General features: G+C 67.7%; 21 protein-coding genes. 14 read left to right on the top strand and 7 right to left on the bottom strand.

What is annotated here, in order from left to right; genetic code table 11:
• The first annotated feature begins 120 nt into the window (after positions 1 to 120).
• The 4 genes from mreD (at position 121) to AC1DIX_RS15505 (ending at position 4,808) form a co-directional block, all read left to right on the top strand.
• A complete protein-coding gene (gene mreD, locus AC1DIX_RS15520) occupies positions 121 to 636 on the top strand; it encodes a rod shape-determining protein MreD (RefSeq protein ID WP_477325494.1) in 516 nt (171 codons plus the stop codon).
• A 10-nt stretch (positions 637 to 646) separates the two neighbouring features.
• On the top strand, positions 647 to 2,635 hold the full coding sequence (mrdA, locus tag AC1DIX_RS15515; protein WP_442124059.1) for a penicillin-binding protein 2: 1,989 nt from the start codon (positions 647 to 649) through the stop codon (positions 2,633 to 2,635).
• 3 nt (positions 2,636 to 2,638) lie between these two features.
• A complete protein-coding gene (rodA, locus tag AC1DIX_RS15510) occupies positions 2,639 to 3,757 on the top strand; it encodes a rod shape-determining protein RodA (protein ID WP_442124058.1) in 1,119 nt (372 codons plus the stop codon).
• Between the two features lie 136 nt (positions 3,758 to 3,893).
• Complete coding sequence (locus AC1DIX_RS15505) at positions 3,894 to 4,808, top strand: septal ring lytic transglycosylase RlpA family protein (protein ID WP_477325490.1); 915 nt, start codon at positions 3,894 to 3,896, stop codon at positions 4,806 to 4,808.
• A 57-nt stretch (positions 4,809 to 4,865) separates the two neighbouring features.
• Here AC1DIX_RS15505 and AC1DIX_RS15500 read toward each other — a convergent pair whose 3' ends face one another.
• The 7 genes from AC1DIX_RS15500 to argS are packed head-to-tail and all read right to left on the bottom strand — an operon-like array spanning position 4,866 to position 11,032.
• Positions 4,866 to 5,606, bottom strand: a complete 741-nt coding sequence (locus AC1DIX_RS15500) for an SPOR domain-containing protein (protein WP_477325488.1) — start codon at positions 5,604 to 5,606, stop codon at positions 4,866 to 4,868.
• An 8-nt stretch (positions 5,607 to 5,614) separates the two neighbouring features.
• Positions 5,615 to 6,346, bottom strand: a complete 732-nt coding sequence (locus AC1DIX_RS15495) for a type III pantothenate kinase (RefSeq protein WP_477325492.1) — start codon at positions 6,344 to 6,346, stop codon at positions 5,615 to 5,617.
• Positions 6,347 to 6,364: 18 nt separating this feature from the next.
• Positions 6,365 to 7,129 (bottom strand): biotin--[acetyl-CoA-carboxylase] ligase, encoded by a 765-nt coding sequence (locus AC1DIX_RS15490; RefSeq protein ID WP_477325486.1) that lies wholly within the window; start codon positions 7,127 to 7,129, stop codon positions 6,365 to 6,367.
• Entirely contained in the window at positions 7,126 to 7,911 is a 786-nt protein-coding gene (locus tag AC1DIX_RS15485) for an SDR family oxidoreductase (protein WP_477325484.1), read from the bottom strand. The genes AC1DIX_RS15490 and AC1DIX_RS15485 overlap by 4 nt, the downstream gene beginning before the upstream one ends.
• Positions 7,908 to 8,570, bottom strand: a complete 663-nt coding sequence (locus AC1DIX_RS15480) for a thiol:disulfide interchange protein DsbA/DsbL (protein WP_477325482.1) — start codon at positions 8,568 to 8,570, stop codon at positions 7,908 to 7,910. Before AC1DIX_RS15480 ends, AC1DIX_RS15485 begins: the two co-directional genes overlap by 4 nt.
• A 10-nt stretch (positions 8,571 to 8,580) precedes the next feature.
• Positions 8,581 to 9,315 (bottom strand): SPOR domain-containing protein, encoded by a 735-nt coding sequence (locus AC1DIX_RS15475; protein ID WP_442124052.1) that lies wholly within the window; start codon positions 9,313 to 9,315, stop codon positions 8,581 to 8,583.
• A gap of 4 nt (positions 9,316 to 9,319) precedes the next feature.
• Positions 9,320 to 11,032 carry an arginine--tRNA ligase gene (gene argS / locus AC1DIX_RS15470; protein ID WP_477325480.1) on the bottom strand — a complete coding sequence of 571 codons (1,713 nt, stop codon included), beginning with the start codon at positions 11,030 to 11,032 and terminating at the stop codon, positions 9,320 to 9,322.
• A gap of 171 nt (positions 11,033 to 11,203) precedes the next feature.
• Between argS and rsmB the strand changes: the two genes are divergently transcribed.
• From rsmB to AC1DIX_RS15420, 10 genes are all read left to right on the top strand, one after another.
• Positions 11,204 to 12,829 carry a 16S rRNA (cytosine(967)-C(5))-methyltransferase RsmB gene (rsmB, locus tag AC1DIX_RS15465; RefSeq protein WP_477325478.1) on the top strand — a complete coding sequence of 542 codons (1,626 nt, stop codon included), beginning with the start codon at positions 11,204 to 11,206 and terminating at the stop codon, positions 12,827 to 12,829.
• 37 nt (positions 12,830 to 12,866) lie between these two features.
• Positions 12,867 to 13,430 (top strand): DUF4390 domain-containing protein, encoded by a 564-nt coding sequence (locus AC1DIX_RS15460; RefSeq protein ID WP_477325476.1) that lies wholly within the window; start codon positions 12,867 to 12,869, stop codon positions 13,428 to 13,430.
• Positions 13,431 to 13,433: 3 nt separating this feature from the next.
• Complete coding sequence (locus tag AC1DIX_RS15455) at positions 13,434 to 15,740, top strand: sensor histidine kinase (protein ID WP_477325474.1); 2,307 nt, start codon at positions 13,434 to 13,436, stop codon at positions 15,738 to 15,740.
• A gap of 50 nt (positions 15,741 to 15,790) precedes the next feature.
• Complete coding sequence (locus AC1DIX_RS15450; RefSeq protein ID WP_442124047.1) at positions 15,791 to 16,525, top strand: response regulator; 735 nt, start codon at positions 15,791 to 15,793, stop codon at positions 16,523 to 16,525.
• Between the two features lie 14 nt (positions 16,526 to 16,539).
• Positions 16,540 to 16,917 (top strand): P-loop NTPase family protein, encoded by a 378-nt coding sequence (locus AC1DIX_RS15445; protein ID WP_442124046.1) that lies wholly within the window; start codon positions 16,540 to 16,542, stop codon positions 16,915 to 16,917.
• 147 nt (positions 16,918 to 17,064) lie between these two features.
• The gene (locus AC1DIX_RS15440; protein ID WP_047827039.1) at positions 17,065 to 17,322 is read left to right on the top strand and encodes a BTH_I0359 family protein; all 258 of its coding nucleotides are present in this window, start codon (positions 17,065 to 17,067) and stop codon (positions 17,320 to 17,322) included.
• A gap of 68 nt (positions 17,323 to 17,390) precedes the next feature.
• Positions 17,391 to 18,155 (top strand): class II glutamine amidotransferase, encoded by a 765-nt coding sequence (locus AC1DIX_RS15435; RefSeq protein ID WP_477325472.1) that lies wholly within the window; start codon positions 17,391 to 17,393, stop codon positions 18,153 to 18,155.
• Positions 18,156 to 18,272: 117 nt separating this feature from the next.
• On the top strand, positions 18,273 to 19,592 hold the full coding sequence (locus AC1DIX_RS15430; protein WP_477325470.1) for an EAL and HDOD domain-containing protein: 1,320 nt from the start codon (positions 18,273 to 18,275) through the stop codon (positions 19,590 to 19,592).
• A gap of 13 nt (positions 19,593 to 19,605) precedes the next feature.
• Complete coding sequence (locus AC1DIX_RS15425; protein ID WP_477325468.1) at positions 19,606 to 20,547, top strand: ABC transporter ATP-binding protein; 942 nt, start codon at positions 19,606 to 19,608, stop codon at positions 20,545 to 20,547.
• A 1-nt stretch (position 20,548) separates the two neighbouring features.
• On the top strand, positions 20,549 to 21,850 hold the full coding sequence (locus AC1DIX_RS15420; RefSeq protein ID WP_477325466.1) for an ABC transporter permease: 1,302 nt from the start codon (positions 20,549 to 20,551) through the stop codon (positions 21,848 to 21,850).
• Positions 21,851 to 21,854 lie beyond the last annotated feature (4 nt).

Genomic DNA, 21,854 nt, shown 5'->3' with positions numbered 1-21,854 from the left:
CACCACGCCGGCCGCGGCCGCAGGCGCTGCCGCTCCCGCAACCGGCACCACGCCGCCGGCCACCCAGCGCGCGCCGGCGAACGCCACGCCCGCCGCGCCGCGTACCGGGGAGGGGACCTGATGCCTACCCGCCCGCACTACATCCTGCTGCCGGTCAGCCCGCTGTTCATCGCCTTCAGCCTGATCTGCGCCTTCATGCTCAACCTGCTGCCCTGGGGACGCTGGGTCGGCGCGCCGGACTTCGTCGCGCTGGTGCTGGTATTCTGGGGCATCCACCAGCCGCGCAAGGTCGGCATCGGCATCGCTTTTTCGATGGGCCTGCTGATGGACGTGCACGACGCCACCCTGCTCGGCGAGAACGCGCTGGCCTACACCCTGCTGTCCTACCTGGCGATCATGATCCACCGCCGCGTGCTGTGGTTCCCGCTGGCGACCCAGGCGATGCACGTGTTCCCGCTGCTGCTGATGACGCAGGCGATCCAGGTGATCGTCCGCTTCATCGTCACCGGGCGCTTTCCGGACTGGCTGCACTTCATCGAAAGCGTGGTCRCGGTCGCGCTGTGGCCGGCCATTACCTGGCTGCTGCTGGCGCCGCAGCGCCGTGCGGTAGACAAGGATCACACCCGTCCAATCTGATGTTCGTTGAATGACCGAGATTAAAAACAACGATCGCGAGATCCACAATTTCCGCATGCGCCTGACGGCGCTGGTGGGGCTCGTGTTCATCTGCTTCGGCCTGCTGGTCGCCCGCTTCGTCTGGCTCCAGGTGGTCAAGCACAACCAGTACATGGCCCAGGCCGAGGACAACCGCATCGCCCTGGTGCCGATCGTCCCCAACCGCGGCCTGATCCTCGACCGCAATGGCGTGGTCCTGGCCAGCAACTACTCCGCCTACACCCTGGAGATCACGCCTTCCAAGCTGGAGGCGAATCTCGATTCCGTGATCGACGAGCTGTCGAAACTGGTCACCATCGAGGCCAAGGACAGGAAGCGCTTCAAGCGCCTGCTGGAAGAGTCGAAGAACTTCGCCAGCGTGCCGATCCGCACCCGCCTGAGCGACGACGAAGTCGCGCGCTTCACCGCCCAGCGCTTCCGCTTCCCGGGCGTGGAGGTGCAGGCGCGCCTGTTCCGCCAGTACCCGCTGGGCGAGATCGCTTCGCATGTGCTGGGCTTTATCGGCCGCATCAACCAGAACGAAGCCAGGGCCATCGAGGAAAGCGACGACTCGGCCAACTACAACGGCACCGACCACATCGGCAAGGAAGGCCTGGAGAAGAGCTACGAGCGCCAGCTGCATGGCCAGACCGGCTACGAGGAAGTCGAACGCTCGGCCGGCGGGCGCGCGATCCGCACCCTGTCGCGCACGGCGCCGGTGCCGGGTTCGAACCTGATCCTGTCGATCGACATCGAGCTGCAGAAGGTGATCGAGGAAGCCTTCGGCGACTTCCGCGGCGCCCTGGTCGCGATCGAACCCGAGACCGGCGACGTGCTGGCCTATGTGTCGCGCCCCGGCTTCGATCCCAACCTGTTCGTCGACGGCATCGATTCGCAAAGCTGGAGCGAGCTGAATACCTCGCTCGACCGGCCGCTGATGAACCGTCCGCTGTCCGGCACCTATCCGCCCGGCTCGACCTTCAAGCCCTTCATGGCCCTGGCCGCGCTGGAGCTGGGCAAGCGCCGGCCGGAGCAGGGCATCAACGACGCCGGTTTCTTCATGCTGGGCGGGCACCGCTTCAACGACGACAAGCCCGGCGGCCACGGCTACATCGACATGTACCGCTCGATCGTGATGTCCTGCGATACCTACTACTACCAGCTCGGCAACGACTTGGGCATCGACGCCATCAGCGGCTTCATGAAGCAGTTCGGCTTCGGCTCGCCGACCGGGATCGACCTCGAGCACGAGAAGTCGGGCGTGCTGCCTTCGCAGGAGTGGAAGCGCGAACGCTTCAAGCGCAACCGCGCGGCCCAGAAATGGGTCGGCGGCGACACGATCTCGGTCAGCATCGGCCAGGGCTTCAACAGCTACACCATGCTGCAGCTGGCGCACGCGGTGGCGACCCTGGCCAACAACGGCGTCATCATGAAGCCGCACCTGGTCAAGATCGTCGAGGACGGGGCTACCCACCAGCGCGCGCTGACGGTGCCGAAGGAATCCGGCCGCATCCCGCTGAAGCAGGAGAATATCGACACCATCAAGCACGCGATGGTGGGTGTGATGACCGATCCGAGCGGCACCGGCCGCCTGGCCTTCCGCAATGCGGAGTACACGGCCGGCGGCAAGACCGGTACCGCCCAGGTGGTCGGCCTGAAGGGGGCCAAGTACAACCACAGCATGACGCCGGAACGCCTGCGCGACAACGCGCTGTTCACCGCCTTCGCGCCGGCCGACAAGCCGAAGATTGCGATCGCGATGGTGGTCGAGAACGCCGGCTTCGGCGCCCAGTACGCGGCCCCGATCGCGCGCAAGGCGCTCGACTACTACCTGCTGGGCAAGCGTCCCGGCGACAAGGCCAGGCCGGTGCCGAGTACCGCGGTGCAGAAGGAAGACCTGGCGGTGCCGGAAGAAGCCTTCGGCCCGAGCGCCGGCCTGCCGAAGCCGCCCGGCGGCGAGACCCCGGGCAACAAGGAGTAAGCGATGCCAGCCCATATTCCAGAACGGCGCTCGCTGAGCCGGCGCCTGAAACCCTACTTCACGGTCTTCGACGGCCCGCTGGCCCTGATCCTGTTCCTGCTGTTCTCGGTCGGTACGCTGACCATGAGTTCGGCCGGCCACGATTTCCCGGGCCGCATGGAAGGGCAGATGCGCAACATCCTGCTGTCCTTCACGGTGATGTGGATCGCGGCGAACATTCCACCGCAGATGCTGCTGCGCCTGGCCGTGCCGATCTACAGTTTCGGCGTCGCGCTATTGGTGGCGGTGGCGCTGTTCGGCACCATCAAGAAGGGCGCGCGGCGCTGGTTGCACGTCGGCGTCGACATCCAGCCTTCCGAGATACTCAAGATCGCCACACCGCTGATGCTGGCCTGGTATTTCCAGGCCCGCGCCGGCTTCATGAAGTGGCAGAACTTCATCGTCGCCGCCGTGCTGCTGCTGATTCCCTTCGGCCTGATCGTCAGGCAGCCCGACCTCGGCACCGCGCTGCTGGTCGGCACCGCGGGCTTCTGGGTGATCTTCCTGGCCGGCCTGTCGTGGAAGGCCCTGCTCGGGCTGTTCACGGCCGGCTGCGCCGCGCTGCCGGTGGCCTGGTCGATGCTGCACGACTACCAGCGCGAGCGCGTGATGACGCTGATCGATCCGACCTCCGACCCGCTGGGCAAGGGCTTCCACATCATCCAGTCGACCATCGCGATCGGCTCCGGCGGCATCAGCGGCAAGGGTTACCTGAAGGGCACCCAGGCCTACCTCGAGTTCATCCCGGAGCGCACCACCGACTTCATCTTCTCGGTGTACTCGGAAGAATTCGGCCTCGTTGGTAACCTGGTATTACTGTTCTTGTATCTTCTGCTCATCGGGCGCAGCATGATGATCGCTGCAAACGCCCCGAACCTGTTCACGCGCTTGCTGGGCGGTTCTATCGCGATGATGTTTTTTGTTTACTCTTTCGTCAACATGGGCATGGTCAGCGGCATCCTCCCGGTGGTCGGCGTCCCCTTGCCTTTCATGAGCTATGGCGGAACTGCCTTGATTACTTTGGGGCTCGGCAGTGGTATATTGATGAGTATTCAAAGACACCGCAAACTGGTGCAGACCTGACATGAAAGAGAACGCGATGGCCGTTCGGTTTCTGCCAGCGGTCATCGCGTTAGTAACAACGACGCTGATGACAGGCTGCAGCACAACCAGTGACGGCGAACATAAAAGCCTGATTCCGCTGCCCTGGAAGCACAAGGTGGCAACGAAGAACGGCAAGATCGACACCACCCTGCCCAAGCTGCCTCCGGCCGGTTCCGGCCGCGGCGGCTACTACCAGGACGACGGCCCCGGCGACAATCCGCCGCCGGGCCTGCGCGACATGCCGGACGCGGTCGTCAAGTACGAGCCCTATGCCAAGTTCGCCAACAAGCCGTATTCGGTCTTCGGGCAGACCTACACCCCGCTCCTCAACGACGAACCCTTCAGCCAGCGCGGCGTCGCCAGCTGGTATGGCGTGAAGTTCCACGGCCAGCGCACTTCGTCGGGCGAAGCCTACGACATGTACAAGATGACGGCTGCGCATCCCACGCTGCCGATCCCGTCCTATGCCCGCATCACCAGCCTGGAAACCGGCAAGTCGGTGGTGGTGCGCATCAACGACCGCGGCCCCTTCCATTCGGACCGCATCGTCGACGTCTCGTACACGGCGGCGCTCAAGCTTGGCCTGCTGGGCAAGGGCAGTCACCAGGTCGAGCTCGAGCGCCTGTTCCCGGACGATCCGACCCGCGTCGCCACCGTGCGCCGCGCCGCCGCCTCGGCCGCCCAGGCTGCGCCGGCGCCGGCGGAAATCGCTGCCTTGATGCTGGAAGACCGCGTGGCGATGGACAGCGCCGCGGTGGCCCGCCCCGATGCGCCGGCCCGCGCGCAGGATGGCAAGGCGGCCAGGTCCGGCTACTACCTGCAGCTGGGTTCCTACGGCCGCGAGGGCAAGGCGGAAGAGGTGAGCGAGAAGCTCAAGCAATCCGGCGTCTCGCAGGCGATCGAAGTGGTGCGTTCGGGGTCGGTCAACCGCGTCTACAGCGGGCCTTTCGAGACCCGTGCGATGGCGCAGCAGGCGGCGCGGGCTTTGCCTTCCTCTTTGGGTCTGAAGCCCATCGTCGTGCGGCGGTAATGCATCGCGGTAGGGTGGGCGCGGCCAGCGTAGGCGCCCCCGTGCCCACGAATCATATCAACGGCAATTCTTCGTTTCCGCCGACGACACCGCATCCGCCACCGACTCGATGCGCGCCCGTGCGGCAGCCTCGATATCGCGGAAGCGGTAGCTGTAGCGCGGGACCGAGGGGCCGCGCGGCGTGATGCGGGCGCTGTGCACGCCCTGCTTGTTCAGCTGGGCCAGCAGGGCCTGGGCTCCGCTCTCGGTCTTGAACACGCCCAGCGAGATCGCCCACTTCATGGGCGAATCCCCCTGCATGATGAAGAAATTGGTGACGCCCAGGCCGCGCAGCTCGCCGGCCTTGCGCTCTGCCGCTTCCTTGCTGCCCTGGGGCGGGATGTTCACCAGGTAGCTGGTCACGTCCTGGGCCTGCACGGCCTGGCGCGACTGGCGCTCGCCCAGCTCGAGGGAGGCCAGGCGCGCTTCGAAGCGCTTCGCTTCGCCGGCGCTGAAGGTGCCGACGTCGATGCAGGCCAGCGGCCTGGCCGGCGCCTCCGCCTTGACCGGCGCGGGAGCCGCCGCTGCACTGGCTTCCACGGTCGCCGCGGCCGGCGCGCTGGCTGGATCCGCTGCCGGCGCCGCCTTGGCCGCGTCGGCCTGCTCGTTGGTCAGCAGGGTCAGCCGCGATGCTTCCAGCTGGGGCTTGATGCGCGCGCGTTCTTCATCGCTTCCCTTGCTCGAACCCAGGAAACCCTGGGCGTAGGCGAACAGGGCGGCGTTCAGCAGCAGCAGCGACCAGAAGACGAATCTCAGCACGTTAGGTCCTATGACGAAGGTGACGCGATGGCGGCCGCGTGCAGCCCGACCAGCACGATATTATCCAGCATCCGGTAGGGCAGCGCCAAAGCCGGGGCCACGTGGCCGGCCGCGCCGCCCGAGACGATGCACAGTTCCGCCGGCAGGGCCGCACAAGCGCGCGCGATGGCGCCGGCCTGCGCCGAGATGCAGCCGGAGCGGATCGCGTCCAGCGTGTTGTCGGCAAAGACCGGCGGCAGCACGGCATCCGCGCTGGTTGCCGGCAGCTGGGCGGTGCCGCGCGCGAGCGAGTCCAGCATCAGGCCGAGTCCCGGCAGGATCATCCCGCCCAGGAACTCGCCATCGCTCGACACGGCATCCACGGTGGTCGCGGTGCCGCAGGTGGCCACCACCAGCGCCTTGCCGGGCGCCAGGGTGCGGGCGCCCAGCGCGGCGGCGAAGCGGTCGGCGCCCAGCTGGGTGGGATTGCGGTAGCGGTTGCGCAGCCCGGCCAGCTCGGCCTGCGCAGCGAACCATTCGGGCTGGGCCAGCGGGAGCAGGGCGGCGAGGCGCTCGCGCATGGCGGCGCCGGCCACGTTCGAGACCAGCGCGCGCTCGACAGCATGGCCGGCCCAGGCGGCCCGCAGGCCGTCCATTTCCGCATGCAGCACGGCGCCGTGGGCGAGCCACTCGCCGGGCGCGGCGCCTTCCTGCGCGACGGCCCACTTGACCCGGGTATTGCCTGCGTCGACCAGCAGCATCGTCATGGCGGCTCTTCCTTATGCCTTGATGCGCAGCGAAACGTCGCCGGCGACGATGGCGACGCGGCCGTTTTCGGTGTCGAGCAGCAGGCGGCCGGCATCGTCGACGCCGGCGGCCAGGCCCTCGTGCAGGACCTCGCCACGGTCGAGGATGACGACGGTCTGCCCCTGCCAGCCATGCAGCAGGTTCCAGCGCGCGCTGAAGGCGGAAAAGCCGCTTCGTTCGAACAGGCGCAGGGCCTCGGCCAGGCCGTYCAGAATGGCGGCCAGCAGGGTGTCGCGTTCCATGCGCGCCAGCCAGGGCACGGCGGCCACCGGGCGGCCGATCTGTTCTTCCAGTTCGTCCGGCATGGCGAGGTTCAGGCCGATGCCGATCACGGTCCACACCGCGCCCTCGGGGGCCGGCGCCGTCTCCACCAGGATGCCGGCCAGCTTGTCGCCGTCCTTCAGCAGGTCGTTCGGCCACTTGAGCTGGACCGGCTGGCCGAGCCGGCCCAGGGTCTCGGCCAATGCCGTGCCGATCGCGAGCGGCAGGCCGGTCAGTGTGTGCAGGCCGCCGTCGAATTTCCAGACCAGCGAGAAGGTGAGCGAGTGTCCGGGGCTTGATAGCCAGCTGCGGCCGGCGCGGCCGCGGCCGGCGGTCTGGTGCTCGGCCACCAGCAGCACCGGCGCGCTCAGGGAAGGCGCGCGCGCCAGCAGGTCGGCATTGGTCGAGCCGGTTTCAAGCACCACTTCGACCGCGACCCCTGCCTTCGACAAAGCCATGATGCGTTCGGCATTCATGCGGTCTCCTTGCGCGCCTTCTGCGGCGCACGCGCGAACAGCGGGTCGAACACGGCATTCGGCAGCAGGCGCTGCAGCCGGGCGGCGACGCCCATCTGCCAGGGAATCACACGGAAACCGCTGCCGGCGTCGATGGCGTCGGCAGCGCGGGCCGCGAAACGCTCGGCCGGCATCAGGAAGGGCATGGGGAATCGGTTATTGCTGGTCATGGGTGTATCGATATAGCCGGGCACGATGGTCACGACCCGGATGCCGTGAGTGCGCATTTCGAGGCGCAGCGATTCGGCATAGCTGTGCACCGCCGCCTTCGAGGCGCAGTAGGCGCCGGCGCCCTTCAAACCCCGGATGCCCGCCAGGCTGCCGATCGCCACCAACCGGCGCGCGCCGGTCCCTTGCTTCATCGAGGCGATGAAGGGCGCGAAGGTGGCGACGGTGGCGTTGACGTTGGTGGCGAACACGGACTCGAACAGCGGCAGGTCCTCGGGGCGTTCGGTCAGGGTGCCGTGCGAGATGCCGGCCGAGGCGATCACGATGTCGGCGCTCCCATGCGCGGCGATGAAGCCGCGCGCCGCCTCTGCCAGCGCGGCGTGGTTGGTGACGTCGACCGCCCAGGCGCGGTGGCGTTCTGGATTCGGCAGGGAAGAAATCAGGGCGTCCAGCGCATCCTTGCGGCGCGCCAGCAGGCCGAGCGCGGCGCCGCGGCCGGCATATTCGCGCGCCAGCGCGGCCCCGATGCCGCTCGAGGCGCCGGTGATGAAGACGCGCGGCGGCGCGGCGCTCATTGCCTGGCCTTGGCCACCAGGTAGTCCATCACCTGCAGCGCCGCCTGCTGCTGCTGGGCTTCGGTGTGCGCTTCGGGTGCGTGCTTGCCGGCGTGCGAGGGCGAGGTCAGCCAGCGGCCGTCGATCACGACCACCGGCCAGCGGTCGACATGGTAGGCGTCCATCATGGCGTCGGCGCGGCGCAGGCGCTGCTGGATGCCGAAGGAGCGGTAGGTGTCGATGAAGCGGGCGCGCTCGATGCCGTTCTTCGCGATCCAGTCGAACACCTGTTCGTCGCTGTTCAGGCGCAGGCGGTCGACGTGCATGGCGGCGAACACCCGGTCGTGGTATTGCTCCTGCAGGCCCATCGCTTCGAGCGTGAAGAACAGGCGCTGCTGCGGCAGGACATTGGGGTCGCGCGGGACGTGCACGCGCTTGAACACGATCCTGTCGCCCTGCTGCTTGACCCAGGCCGCGAGGCGCGGTTCGAAGGCGTAGCAGTGCGGGCAGTAGTAGGCGAAGAACTCGATGACCTCGACCTTGCCGCCGGTGCCGGTGGGCTGCGGCGAGGGCAGGGTCACGTAACCGGCGCCGTCCTGTGGCTCGGCGGCGGCGGGGAGGGACAGCGCCGCCGCGGCCAGGCCGAGCGCGGCGGCACAGAACAGGCGGCGGCTCGTCATCGAGGCCCGCTCAGCGCTGCTTGCGCACGATGGCGACGTCGACGCCGTTGTCGAGCAGCTTGGCGCGCGCCTTGTTCATCGATTCGACCTGGTTGTATGGGCCGAGGCGCACGTGATGCAGCACGCCGCTTTCGCGGGTGCTGTCGCTGATCGCGGCTTCGAAGCCGAGCAGGGCCAGCTTGGCGCGGGTCGCCTCGGCATCCGGCATGTTGCGGAAGGCGCCGGCCTGCAGGTAATAGACGTACTCGCCGCTGCCGGCCGCGCTGGCCGTGGTCGTGGCGGGCGCCGGTGCGGCGGCCGCGGCAGGGGCGGCCGGCACGGCGTGCGAGGCCGGCGCGGCGGCGGGCACGGCCAGCGGATGGCTGTCGTGCGCCGCCGGCTGGGCCGCCGGTTTCGCTTCCATGCTGGCGATCGCCTGGCCCAGCGGGTCCGCCGACTCGGCCGGCTTGGCCGGCGCGGCGGTACGCGCCGCGGCCTTCTCGGTGACTTCCTTGTTCGCCTCGCGCACGGCCTCGCGGTTGGCGTACATCGGCTTGTTCGGATCCATCGCCTGGCCCGGGGCCGGGTCGGCCGGACGGCCGGTCTTGGCGGCCTTTTCGGTGAACGGCGAGGCGCCCTTGGTGATCGTCAGGGCGACGGCGACGGCGATGCCGAGGCCGACGATCAGGCCGATGATCAGGCCGGTGAGCGTACTGCCGCGCTGGCGCGCGACGGCGCGGATGGTGCGGGTGCGAAAAGCGGTCATGGACTTACATCTTCTCCGGTGCCGAGACGCCGATCAGGGCCAGGCCGTTGCGCAGTACCTGGCGGGTTGCGGTGGCCAGGGCAAGGCGCGCCAGCTTCAGCGCTTCGTCGTCCTCGATCAGCCACTTGTGGGCGAAGTAGTAGCTGTGCAGCTCGCCGGCCAGTTCGCGCAGGTAGAACGCGACCTGGTGCGGGCCCAGTTCGGCCTGGGCGCGCTGCAGCATCTCCGGGTAGGCCGCCAGCTTGGCCAGCAGGCTGGCTTCGTGCGGCTGGGTCAGCGGCGACAGGTCGGCGTTCGCCAGGCTGGCGACGTCGCCGCCCCAGTTGGCCAGCGCCGAGCAGATGCGCGCATGGGCGTACTGCACGTAGTAGACCGGGTTCTCGTCGTTGGTGGCCAGGGCGACGTCGACGTCGAACACGAACTCGGTATCGGCCTTGCGCGAGATGAGGAAGAAGCGCACCGCGTCGCGGCCGCGCGTGACGTCGCCGTTGCCCGACCATTCGATCAGGTCGCGCACCGTCACGTAGGAGCCGGCGCGCTTGGAGATCTTGACCTCTTCGCCGTTCTTCATGACGGTGACCATTTTGTGCAGCACATAATCAGGATAACCGCGCGGGATACCAATATTTACCGCCTGCAGGCCGGCGCGCACGCGGGCGATGGTGCCGTGGTGGTCGCTGCCCTGGACGTTGATGGCCTGGTCGAAGCCGCGCTTGAATTTCTGAATGTGGTAGGCGACGTCCGGCACGAAATAGGTATAGGTGCCGTCGGACTTGCGCATCACGCGGTCCTTGTCGTCGCCGTAGTCGGTGGTCTTCAGYCACAGCGCGCCGTCCTGTTCGTAGGTGACGCCGGCGTCGACCAGGGCCTGGACCGCGGCCTCGACCTTGCCATCGAGGTACAGCGAGGACTCCAGGTAGTAATTGTCGAACCTGACGCCGAAGGCCTGCAGGTCCTGGTCCTGCTCGTTGCGCAGGTAGGTGACGGCGAAGCGGCGGATCGATTCGAGATCGTTGGTATCGCCGCTGCCGGTGGCGGGCTGGCCGTCGCTGGCCGAGACGGTTTTCTTCGCCATGAAGTCGTCGGCGATGTCCTGGATGTAGTCGCCGTTGTAGGCCGACTCCGGCCACTCCAGGTCGCCCGGCTTGAAGCCGCGCGCGCGCGCCTGGACCGAATTGGCCAGAGTCAGGATCTGCACGCCGGCGTCGTTGTAATAGAACTCGCGGGTGACCTTGTGGCCCTGGGCTTCGAACAGCGCCGACATGGAGTCGCCCAGCGCGGCCTGGCGGCCGTGGCCGACGTGCAGCGGGCCGGTCGGGTTGGCCGAGACGAATTCGATGATCACGTGGTGGCCGGCGCCGCTGTCGCCGCGGCCGTAGGCTTCGCCCTGCTGCAGGATGGTGCGCGCCACCGACTGCTTGGCGGCGTCGGCCAGGCGCAGGTTGATGAAGCCCGGACCGGCGATCTCGGCGGAGGCGATCAGGCCCTTGGCATTCGGATCGGCTTCGAGGGCGGCGACCAGGCGGGTGGCCAGCTCGCGCGGATTGGTCTTCAGCGGCTTGGCCAGCTGCATCGCGATATTGCAGGCGATGTCGCCGTGGGTCGGGTCGCGCGGGCGCTCGAGGGCGATGTTCGGGATTAAATCGGTGCCGGCGACGATCGGGGCCAGGGCGGCCTGGAACAGGGCAACGATTTCTTGTTTTTGTTGGGCGAGCATGAACTGTGGTCGAAAATGAAATGGTTGGGGCCTGGATCCAGGCGAACATCGGTCATTATACTGGTTTGACGCAAGGCGGAATACGTTCCCGGCCCTTGCTCCAAAGCTTCGTTTAAGCCTGCGCAACGCTTAACCGCTACAATGTGCGTCTTTATGCATTGATCATTCGCCATGACTGAAAAGCGCCCGACGCTCACCCTCAAACCCAAGGCCAGGACCGCCGGCACGGGCGCCGCGCGCCCCGGACAGAACAAGCCTGGCCCCGCGCGTCCGCAGGCCAAGGGAGGCCCGGGCCGGGGTGCGCCGCAGCAGGGACGTCCGGCCGGCCGGCCGGAGCAGGGTGCACGCGGCCAGGGGCCTGCACCCGCGCCGGCGCGCCCGCCGGCGCCCGCTTCGGCTCCGGTATCCACACCGGCACCGGCGCCGGTCCGCGAGGAGGCGCCGCGCCTGCGCCAGAGCCATGAGTTCAAGACCCCGGTCCAGCTCGATTACCGTCCCGGGCTGAAGGGCGATTCGCTCGCGTTCGCCCTGCTCGGCGCGGCCAGCAGCGTCGCCCGGGTGTGGAACGGCACCACGCTGCCCCAGGCCCTGTCCGACGTCTTCCATGCCTATGAGGCGACCCCGCAGGCGCGCGGCGCGATCCAGGACATCGCCTACCGCACGATGCGCCAGCTGGGCCGCAGCGAGACCCTGCTGGCCATGATGACCAGTAAATCGCCGGAGCCGCCGATGCTGGCCGGCCTGCTGTGCGCGGCGCTGGCCCTGCTCGATCCTTTGGCAGGCACCCAGCCGCCCTACGAAGCCTTTACCGTGGTCGACCAGGCCGTCGGCGCCGCCGCCGCCCACCCCGATTTCGCGCATGCCAAGGCGATGGTGAACGCGGTGCTGAGGCGCTTCCTGCGCGAGAAGGAAGCCCTGCTGGCGGCTGCGCTGCCGCAGCCGCTGGCGCGCTGGAACTACCCGCAATGGTGGATCGACGCGGTGCGCGCCGCCTACCCGCAGCAGTGGCAGGACATCCTCCAGGCCGGCAACCGCCAGCCGCCGCTGACCCTGCGCGTCAACCTGCGCAAGACCAGTGTCGAGGCCTATCTGCAGACCCTGGCCGCGGCCGGCATCGAGGCCACGTGCGTCGGCCCGTCGGCCCTGCGCCTGGCCCAGGCCATGAACGTGGCGCAGATTCCCGGCTTCGAGCAGGGCGTGGTGTCGGTGCAGGACGCCGGCGCCCAGCTGGCCGCGCCGCTGCTCGACCTGCACGACGGCATGCGCGTGCTGGACGCCTGCGCGGCCCCGGGCGGCAAGAGCGGCCACATCCTCGAGCTAGCTGCCGTCGACCTGACCGCGCTCGACGTCGACGGCCGCCGCCTGGCGCGCGTCGACCAGAACCTGCAGCGCCTGGGCCTGCACGCCACCGTCAAAACCGGTGCGGCCGAGGCCGTCAACTGGTGGGACGGCCGGCAGTACGACCGCATCCTGGCCGACGTGCCGTGCACGGCCTCGGGCATCGTGCGGCGCCATCCGGACATCCGTTGGTTGCGTCGGAAGAGCGATACCCACCAACTTGCAACACTTTCCACCAAAATACTCGACAATCTTTGGCAGATGCTGCGGCCCGATGGTAAATTGCTGTTCGTGACATGTTCGCTCTGGCCGCAGGAATCGGAAGCGCAGGCCGCCGCCTTCGCGGCGCGCCACGGTGCGGTCCGTCTCGATGCGCCGGGCCAGCTTCTTCCGACAAGCGGTGCCGGGCAGGATCATGATGGTCTGTTCTATGCCCTGTTCCAGAAGGCAGGGGCGTAAGACCTCCCGATAACACGCTTTTTGAGGCCTGGCCCTAGTGATTGCCCGACTTTTCCGTCTGTTCGTCTGCCAGCTGATGCTGGTCTTCGCCTGCGCCGGTGCGCAGGCGGCCGACGGGATCGAGATCACCCGCGCCAGCATCGAGGCCTCCGATGAAGGTTACCGCCTGTCCTCCAATTATTCCTTCGACCTGACCCCGGGCCTGGAACAGGCCGTGATGCACGGCGTGGCCCTGTACTTCACCACCGAGATCGAGCTGACCCGGCCGCGCTGGTGGTGGTACGACGACAAGGCGGTGTCGAAACGGCGCACGGTGCGCCTGCACTACGACCTGCTGAACCGCCAGTACACCGTGCAGGTGATCGGCAGCCTGCAGCAAAGCTTCGCCACCCTCGACGAGGCCCTGTTCCTGATCCGCCGCCCGGTGCCCTGGCTGTTCGCCGCGCGCGGCGACCTCAAGTCCGGCGAGACCTACAACGTGACCCTGCGCATGTTCATGGACCGTGAATACCTGCAGAAGCCGCTCCAGGTGGATGCCTTCAACAATTCCGACCTGCGCCTGGCTTCGCACAAGAAGACCTTCACCTACCGTGCGGAGTAAGCCGTGACCCAGGTCCTGCGCTACGTGCTCGTGATCGGCAGCGCGATCGGCTCGATCCTGCTGTTCCTGCTCGCCTCCGCCTCGGACAACTCGGGCTTCCTGGACCGGAACTACTCCTGGGTGCTGGGACTGAACACCGCGGTCGCCGGCGCCCTGCTGATCCTGGTGATCGTCGCCCTGACGCGCCTGTATGCACGCCACAAGGCCGGCAAGTTCGGCTCGCGCCTGATGACCCGCCTGATGCTGCTGTTTGCCGGCATCGGCATCCTGCCCGGGCTGGTGATCTTCATGGTCTCGGTGCGCTTCGTGTCGCACTCGATCGAGTCCTGGTTCGACGTCAAGATCGAGGCCGCTCTGGACTCGGGCCTGAAGCTGGGGCAGGCCGCGCTGGACGAATCGAAGTCCCAGCTGGTCGCGAGCGCCAGCACCGCCGCCGCCACCCTGGCCGGCCAGGACCCCGCCGCCGCGCGGGCGATCCTGACSCGCCTGGTCAGCGGCGAGACCGGGATGCAGAGCGCGCTGCTGCTGTCGGCCGATGGGAAGGTGCTGGTCTCGGCCGCCGAGGATCCGCAGGTCGACCTCACGCCCGACCTGCCGAGCCAGCAGATGCTCAAGCAGGCCGCGCTGCCGGGCGGGTATGCGCAATCCGAAGGCAGCGCCGAGCACGAATTCCGCGACTTCCAGGGTGCCGGCGCGCCCAGCGGCCTGGACATGGCGACCGGCCTGCGCCTGCGCGCGGTGGTGTCGGTGCCGGAACCGCCCGGCACCGAGCCGCGCTACCTGCAGCTGATCCAGTCGGTGCCGATCAATCTGGCCACCAACGCCCAGGTGCTGCAGGACGCCTACAGCACCTACCAGAGCCGCGCCTTCTCGCGCACCGGCCTGCGCAAGATGTACATCGGTACCCTCACGCTGACCCTGCTGCTGGCGATCTTCTCCGCCATCGGCAGCGCCTTCCTCATCGCCGGCAACCTGGCGCAGCCGCTGCTGGTGCTGGCCGAGGGCACGCGCGCGGTGGCCGAGGGCGACCTGTCGCCGYGGCCGATCGTCGAGACCAACGACGAACTCGGCACGCTGACCCAGTCCTTCAACGCCATGACCGGCCAGCTGTTCGAGGCCAGGTCCGCCGTCGAGCGCAACCGCGCCGCGCTGCAGAGCGCCAAGGCCCACCTGGAATCGGTGCTGGCGAATATGTCGGCCGGCGTGGTCGTGATGGATGCCGACGGCGTGGTGGTCAATTCGAACGATGCCGTGCACCGCATCCTGCAGGTCGACGCCAGCGCGCTGGCCGGCCGCCCGCTGGACGAGATCGAGGGACTGGAAGCCTTTGCCAGCGCCGTCACCAGGGCCTTCTCGGCGCAGAGCGCGCAGTCGGCGGCCAAGCAGGGACGCCGGCACGGCGACCAGCGCTCACACTGGCAGCAGCAGATCGAAGTCCCGCGCCGCCCCGGCACCAGCGATGACCACGACCTGACCCTGCTGGCACGCGGCTCGCGCCTGCCGGTGGGGGCGGGCAGCGGCTTCATCGTGGTGTTCGACGATATCTCGGACGTGATCTCGGCCCAGCGCTCGGTGGCCTGGGGCGAGGTCGCGCGGCGCCTGGCGCACGAGATCAAGAACCCGCTGACGCCGATCCAGCTGTCGGCCGAGCGCATGCAGATGAAGCTGGCGGACCGCCTCGACCCCCAGGGCGCCGAGCTGCTGAAGAAGGGCACCGACACCATCGTCACCCAGGTCGACGCCATGAAGCGCATGGTCGACGACTTCCGCGACTACGCCAAGGCGCCGCCGGCGGTGCTCGGTCCCCTCGACCTGAACGACCTGATCTCGCAGGTCCTGAACCTCTACCTGGCCGGCGACGGCTCCGACGTCATCCACGCCATGCTGGCGCCCAACCTGCCGCGCGTGATGGGCGACGCCACCCAGCTGCGCCAGGTGATCCACAACCTGCTTGCGAATGCCCAGGACGCGCTGGTCGATTCGCCGCCGCCCGACGGCGGACCGCCGCGCATCGACGTGCTGACCGAGACCATCCACTACGAAGGCGCGGACGGCGCCGCCGGCACCGCGGTGCGCCTGGCGATCGTCGACAACGGCCCCGGCTTCGCGCCGAAGATCCTGTCGCGCGCCTTCGAACCCTATGTCACGTCGAAGGCCAGGGGTACCGGTCTCGGCCTGCCGATGGTCAAGAAGATCGTCGATGAACACGGGGGCCGGATCGATGTCGCCAACCGCGCGGACGGATCTGGCGCTTCGGTATCGATTTTGCTGTTAAAGTTAGCACCCGAGGCGAACTTGGCCGAAGCGTGATTCGCGCATAGAATCTGGGCTGTGAGGGTCAGACAGGAAGGCAAGAGAGAATGGCGAACATACTCGTAGTTGATGATGAAATGGGAATCCGGGAACTGCTCTCGGAAATCCTTGGCGACGAGGGCCACGTGGTGCAGCTGGCGGAAAACGCCCAGCAGGCCAGGAACGCGCGTCAGCAGGGCGCGCCCGACCTGGTCCTGCTCGACATCTGGATGCCGGATACGGACGGCGTCACCCTGCTCAAGGAGTGGCAGCGTGACGGCCTGCTTACCATGCCCGTGATTATGATGTCGGGCCATGCGACGATCGACACCGCGGTCGAGGCGACCCGCATCGGCGCCCTGAACTTCCTCGAAAAACCGATCGCCCTGCAGAAATTGCTGAAGGCGGTGCAGCAGGGCCTGACCCGCGCCCAGGAAGTGGCGCGCGCCCCGGCCATCGCCCCGCGCCCGGCCGTCGCCAGCGCCCCGGTGCCCGAGCCGAGCATGCCCAGCGCCCCGATGTACGCGGCCCAGCCGCCTGCGAACGGTGCGATCGGCATCGCCCGCCCGGTCGGCAATGGCGAAGCCCATGCCCACGGCTATACGCTGTCCTTCGACCTGCCGCTGCGCGAAGCCCGCGACGCCTTCGAGCGCATGTATTTCGAACACCACCTGGGCCGCGAAGGCGGTTCCATGACTCGCGTGGCCGAGAAGACCGGCCTGGAACGCACCCACCTGTACCGCAAGCTCAAGCAGCTCGGCGTCGAGCCTGGCAAGCTGGGCAAGAAGAACGCCGCTCAATGAGCGCGGCAAGTCCCGTGACCGCAACACTGGTCACGGGTTCCTCGGCAGCGGTACGCGAACAAGCCATTTTCGACCAGCTTCAGTTGTCAAAATTGCACCAAAATGGTGCAAGATCCGCTGTGATTCTCGAGGGCCTCGCGCCCGGCAATTCCCCTCTCGACAGCCTTCCCGCGGATGTCCTGTTCGCGCGCATTGCCCCCGGTTGCCTGTGCTGCACCGGCAATCTGGTTTTGCGTGTAACATTGAATCGCATGCTGCGCCAGCGCCCGGAACGCCTTTTCATCGGCGTCGCCCGCAGCGAGCATCTTGATCAGTTGCGATCGTGGCTGCAAGCCGAGCCATACGATCAGCTGCTAAGGCTGACACCCGACCTGATCTCATCGCCTTCATAGGACCGCGCCTACAGCGTTCTCAGCATTTCGGAAGCTTGAAATCGATCAGGACAGCCCCACCTCGGCATTGAAGTAGATTGCATTCATCATTGGCTGCCCGCCGCCGGGCACCAAGCTTCGCCAATCTGATCGAGTGAAGGAGTCATCATGAACATGATCTATAACAGCGAGCAGTACAGCGTCGTCGAATTTGGCGTCGATCACAACCTCGAAGCCCTGCGCTTCGGCGGCTACGAGATCGTCGACAAGTCCGGCCGTCGCGAAGCGTTCATCGGCGGCAAACTGGCTCAGGCTTTCCGGCGCGACGTCAACAACCTGATCGCGAGCGAGCCGACGATGGAAGAGATCGACGAGTTCCTGGGTTCCTACGATACCCTGATGAGCCAGCCGGTCGTCCTGCATTGAACAGCACGGCCCGGGCCTGTCGTCTTTACCAAGACCGGCCCGGCAGCGTCCCATGGTAAGCTTGACCCATGTGTCAATTACTTGCCATGAATTGCAATGTCCCCACTGACATTGTCTTCAGCTTCACCGGCTTCGCCCACCGCGGCGGCCGCACCGATACCCATCACGACGGCTGGGGCATCGCCTTCTTCGAAGGCGCCGGCGTTCGCCATTTCGTCGACCACCAGGCCGCCATCGCATCCCCGATCGCCGAACTGATCAAGCGCTATCCGATCAAGTCGCTGAACGTCATCGCGCATATCCGCAAGGCCACGCAAGGCCAGGTCGCGCTGGAGAACTGCCATCCCTTCGTGCGCGAGCTGTGGGGCCGCTACTGGGTGTTCGCCCACAACGGCGACCTGAAGGACTTCCATCCGACCCTCGACGGCGCCTTCCGCCCGGTCGGCAATACCGACAGCGAGCTGGCCTTCTGCTTCCTGCTGCAGGAATTGCGCGCCCGCTTCGGCGACCGTCCGCCCGCGCTGCCGGCCCTGCGCGCGGCGATCGGCGAGCTGGTCCGCGTGATCGCCCGCCACGGCACCTTCAACATGATGCTGTCCGACGGCACCGCCATGTTCGCCCATTGCTCGACCAAGCTGTGCTACGTGGTGCGCCAATACCCCTTCGACAAGGCCTGCCTGGCCGACGAAGACCTGTCGGTCGACTTTTCGCAGGTGACGACCCCGAACGACCGCGTCGCCATCATCGTCACCACGCCGCTCACGACCAACGAGACCTGGACCGACTTCGCGCCCGGCGAGCTGAAGGTCTTCATCGATGGATGGCCCGTGTAGGAATTTTCTGAATGTGAGCAGGATGTCACGTTTTTGGCTTGAAATTAATGCCTAAAAGCCACTAGGCGGACGGAATGGGGTAAAGTGCCTGGTGTACAAGCTGCCGAAGAGTCCGAGATGACCGATACCCTGAGACAGGATCATGCCGACCATCCCTTGCGGGTGCGTGACTTCTACCTGGGCCGCCAGCCCGTTCTGGACCGTAACCAGTCCCTGTTCGGCTACGAGCTGCTGTTCCGCAGCACGCCGCTCGGCCAGGCGGACGTCGGGCAGGGCGCCGGCCTGAGCGCCACCGCCGCCGTCATTGCCCACGCCGCCCAGCTCGGCCTGGCGCGCGCCATCGGCGACGCCCACTGTTTCCTGAACGTCGACGCCGATGTGCTGGGCAGCGACATTTTCGCCTTCCTGCCGCGCGAGCGCACGGTGCTCGAACTGGCCGCTTCGGTGGCGCCGGACGAGGCGACCCTGGCGCGCCTGGCCGAGCTGGCCGGCCACGGCTTCCGGTTCGCCCTCGACGGCATCGATAGCGGCAGTGCAGGCGAGGGTATGGACGATGCGGCGCGCCTGCAGAAGCTGCTGCCGCTGGCGCGCTTCGTCAAGCTCGACCTGCGCACGACGCCGCAGCCGGCCCTGAGCACCCTGGTGGCGCGCCTGCACGGCATAGACAAGACCGTGGTGGCGAACAAGGTCGAGACCCGCGACGAATACCAGGCCTGCCTCGACCTCGGCATCGACTACTTCCAGGGCTATTATTTCGCCCGTCCCTCGGTGCTGGGCGGACGCAAGCTGTCGCCCTCGCAGGCGGCGGTGCTGGAGCTGATGAAGCTGGTGACCTCGGACGTCGACAACGCCGACATCGAACGCGCCGTGAAGCGCGACGTCACGGTGGCGATGAACCTGCTGCGCCTGGTGAACACGCCGGCGGTGGGCGCGCGCCAGCGCATCGATTCGGTGTCCCAGGCCCTGATCGTGCTGGGCCGGCGCCAGCTGCAGCGCTGGCTGCAGATCATGCTGTACGCCGAACCGGGCACGCGCGGCCACAACCAGACCCCGCTGCTGATGCTGGCGACCACCCGCGGCCGCCTGATGGAGCTGCTGGCCCAGCGCCTGCGCCCCGGCCAGCGCTACCTGTCCGAGATCGCCTTCACGGTCGGCATCATGTCGCTGATGGACGTTCTGTTCGGCATTCCGATGGCCGACATCGTCGAACAGATCCCGGTCAGCGACGAGGTCTCGCAAGCGCTGCTGCGCCGCGGCGGCTTCTTCGGCGAGCTGCTCAGGCTGGCCGAATGCATCGAGTCGCCCGACAGCCACGAGGGCCAGGAAGACGGCGTGCTGCCGTCGCTGCGCGGGCTGGCGATATCGGGCGACGACATGGTCGAACTCGAGATGGCCGCGTTCCAGTGGTCCGATTCCGTCGTAAGGTACGCGATCTAAGGAGGTGTAAAGCATGTCGTCCGTCCTCCTGAGTGTGCACAACCTGGTCAAGACCTACGGCACACGCCGGGCGGTCGACGGCGTCTCCTTCCGCGTGCTGGCCGGCCAGACCGTCGGCCTGCTGGGCCCGAACGGCGCCGGCAAGTCGACCACGGTCGGCATGCTGTGCGGCCTGCTCGTGCCCGACTCGGGCGAGATCTTCCTGGGCGGCGAGCGGGTCGGACCGGGCGCCGCCGCGGTCAAGCGCAGGATCGGCGTGGTGCCGCAGGACCTGGCCCTGTACGACGACCTGTCCGCGACCGAGAACCTGCGCCTGTTCGGCGCCCTGTACGGCCTGCGCGGCGGCCTGCTGCTTGCTCGCATCGACAAGGTCCTGGGCCAGGTGAACCTGCTCGACCGCGCGCGCGACAAGCCGGCCACCTATTCCGGCGGGATGAAGCGGCGATTGAACATCGCCGCGGCCCTGATGCACGATCCCCAGCTCCTGATCCTGGACGAGCCCACCGTCGGCGTCGACCCGCAGAGCCGCAACGCCATCTTCGACACCCTGGAAGCCCTGCAGGCCCAGGGCAAGGCCCTGATCTACACCAGCCACTACATGGAAGAGGTGGAACGCCTGGCCGACCACATCGTCATCATCGACCACGGCAAGGTGCTGGCCGACGAAAGCCCGGCCTCGCTGCACAGCCGGCTGGCGGCCCAGGCCGCGCTGCGGGTCGAACTGGCGGAGCCGGCCCATGCCTCGCTGCTGGAAGGCCTGCGCGGCCAGCGCGGCGTCACCTCGCTCAGCGCGAACGGCGGCGCGATCGACATCGGCCTGGCGCAGGCGGCCGATGCCCTGCCGGTGATGGGCTGGCTGCAGCAGGCCGGCTGCCGTCCGCTGCACTTCGCCACCGCGCGCACCAGCCTCGAAGACATCTTCCTGACCCTGACCGGACGCAGCCTGCGCGACTGACATGAACGCCGCCCTGACTCCCTCATTGATCCCCTTCGTCGCCCTGATCCGCAAGGACATCCTCCTGTTCCTGTCGGACCGCCGCGCGCTGGTCATGACCCTGGTGCTGCCGGTCGTGATCGCGGCCTTCTTCGGCTCCCTGTTCGGCGGCAGCGCCAAGACCAGCGCGATCGAGGTCGCGCTGGTGCAGCAGGACGGCAGCGAGATCGGCAACCGGATCGCCGCCGGCCTCAAGGCCGACCCCAACCTGCGCATCACGCCGATGACCCGCGAAGCCGCGGAAAAGGCGGTGCGCAAGGGCGACCAGAAAGTGGCGATCGTGCTGCCGGCGGGCTTCGGCGAAGCGGCCGGCTCGGCCCTGTTCGGCAACGGCGGCAAGCCCGCGATCCCGCTGCTGTACGATCCCTCGCAGCCGGCCGTGCTGGGCATGGTCAAGGGCATGCTGACCCAGCAGGTGATGTCGGTGGTGAGCGCCGAGATGTTCGGCGGGAAGATGGGCCAGGAGATGACCGAGCGCAGCCTGCGCCAGCTCGACGCGAAAGCGCAGACCGACCCGGACAGCCGCGCCTTGCGCGACATGCTGGCCAGCGTGCAGAAATTCCAGGCCCTGCCGCAAAAGGGTGCCGGCGCGTCCGGCGCCGCGGGCAGGGGCCTGAGTATGCCCTTCACCACCCGCGACCAGCAGCTCAGCAGCGGCGCGGCGGAGCAGGGCTACAACGCCTACGCCCACGCCTTCGCCGGCATGGGCGTGCAGTTCATTCTCTTCATGGGCATCGACATGGGCATCGGCATCCTGCTGGCGCAGCGCACCGGCGTCTGGAACCGCCTGCTGGCGGCGCCGGTGGGCCTGACCCAGTTGCTGCTGTCGCGCGCCGCCTCCGGCGCCATCATCGCCTTTACCCTGCTGTGCATCGTGTTCGCGGTGGCGGTGGCGGTGTTCGGCGTGCACATCGCCAGCCTGCCGGGCTTCCTCGGCCTGGCACTGTGCTTCGGCGTGCTGACCGCCAGCCTGGGCCTGCTGATCGCGGCCTTCGGCAAGACCCCCGAAGCGGCGCGCCGCATCGCGATGTTCGCGGTGCTGATCATGGTGATGCTGGGCGGGGCCTGGATGCCGTCTTTCCTGTTCCCGGAATGGCTGCAGAAGCTGACCATGGCGGTGCCGACCCGCTGGGCGGTCGACGGACTCGATGCCGTCACCTGGCGCGGCATGGATGCGATGGCGGTGGCGCCGGCGATGGGAGTGGAGCTGGCGTTTGCGCTGGTATTCGGCTTGCTCGCCGTGTGGAAGTTCAAGCGGGCGTAGCCAC

It is taken from the genome of Massilia sp. 05N420 (assembly GCF_056397205.1).
Note: the sequence above shows the minus strand (reverse complement) of the source record. Positions and strands in the feature narration are given on the sequence as shown.

Coding starts and splice junctions, on each gene's coding strand:
- AC1DIX_RS15435 (WP_477325472.1), top strand. CDS start 17,391: ATGTGTCAATTACTTGCCATGAATTGCAATGTCCCCACTGACATTGTC.
- AC1DIX_RS15440 (WP_047827039.1), top strand. CDS start 17,065: ATGAACATGATCTATAACAGCGAGCAGTACAGCGTCGTCGAATTTGGC.
- AC1DIX_RS15475 (WP_442124052.1), bottom strand. CDS start 9,315: ATGACCGCTTTTCGCACCCGCACCATCCGCGCCGTCGCGCGCCAGCGC.
- AC1DIX_RS15495 (WP_477325492.1), bottom strand. CDS start 6,346: ATGCTGCTGGTCGACGCAGGCAATACCCGGGTCAAGTGGGCCGTCGCG.
- rodA (WP_442124058.1), top strand. CDS start 2,639: ATGCCAGCCCATATTCCAGAACGGCGCTCGCTGAGCCGGCGCCTGAAA.
- AC1DIX_RS15425 (WP_477325468.1), top strand. CDS start 19,606: ATGTCGTCCGTCCTCCTGAGTGTGCACAACCTGGTCAAGACCTACGGC.
- AC1DIX_RS15430 (WP_477325470.1), top strand. CDS start 18,273: ATGACCGATACCCTGAGACAGGATCATGCCGACCATCCCTTGCGGGTG.
- AC1DIX_RS15485 (WP_477325484.1), bottom strand. CDS start 7,911: ATGAGCGCCGCGCCGCCGCGCGTCTTCATCACCGGCGCCTCGAGCGGC.
- rsmB (WP_477325478.1), top strand. CDS start 11,204: ATGACTGAAAAGCGCCCGACGCTCACCCTCAAACCCAAGGCCAGGACC.
- AC1DIX_RS15480 (WP_477325482.1), bottom strand. CDS start 8,570: ATGACGAGCCGCCGCCTGTTCTGTGCCGCCGCGCTCGGCCTGGCCGCG.
- AC1DIX_RS15420 (WP_477325466.1), top strand. CDS start 20,549: ATGAACGCCGCCCTGACTCCCTCATTGATCCCCTTCGTCGCCCTGATC.
- mrdA (WP_442124059.1), top strand. CDS start 647: ATGACCGAGATTAAAAACAACGATCGCGAGATCCACAATTTCCGCATG.
- AC1DIX_RS15450 (WP_442124047.1), top strand. CDS start 15,791: ATGGCGAACATACTCGTAGTTGATGATGAAATGGGAATCCGGGAACTG.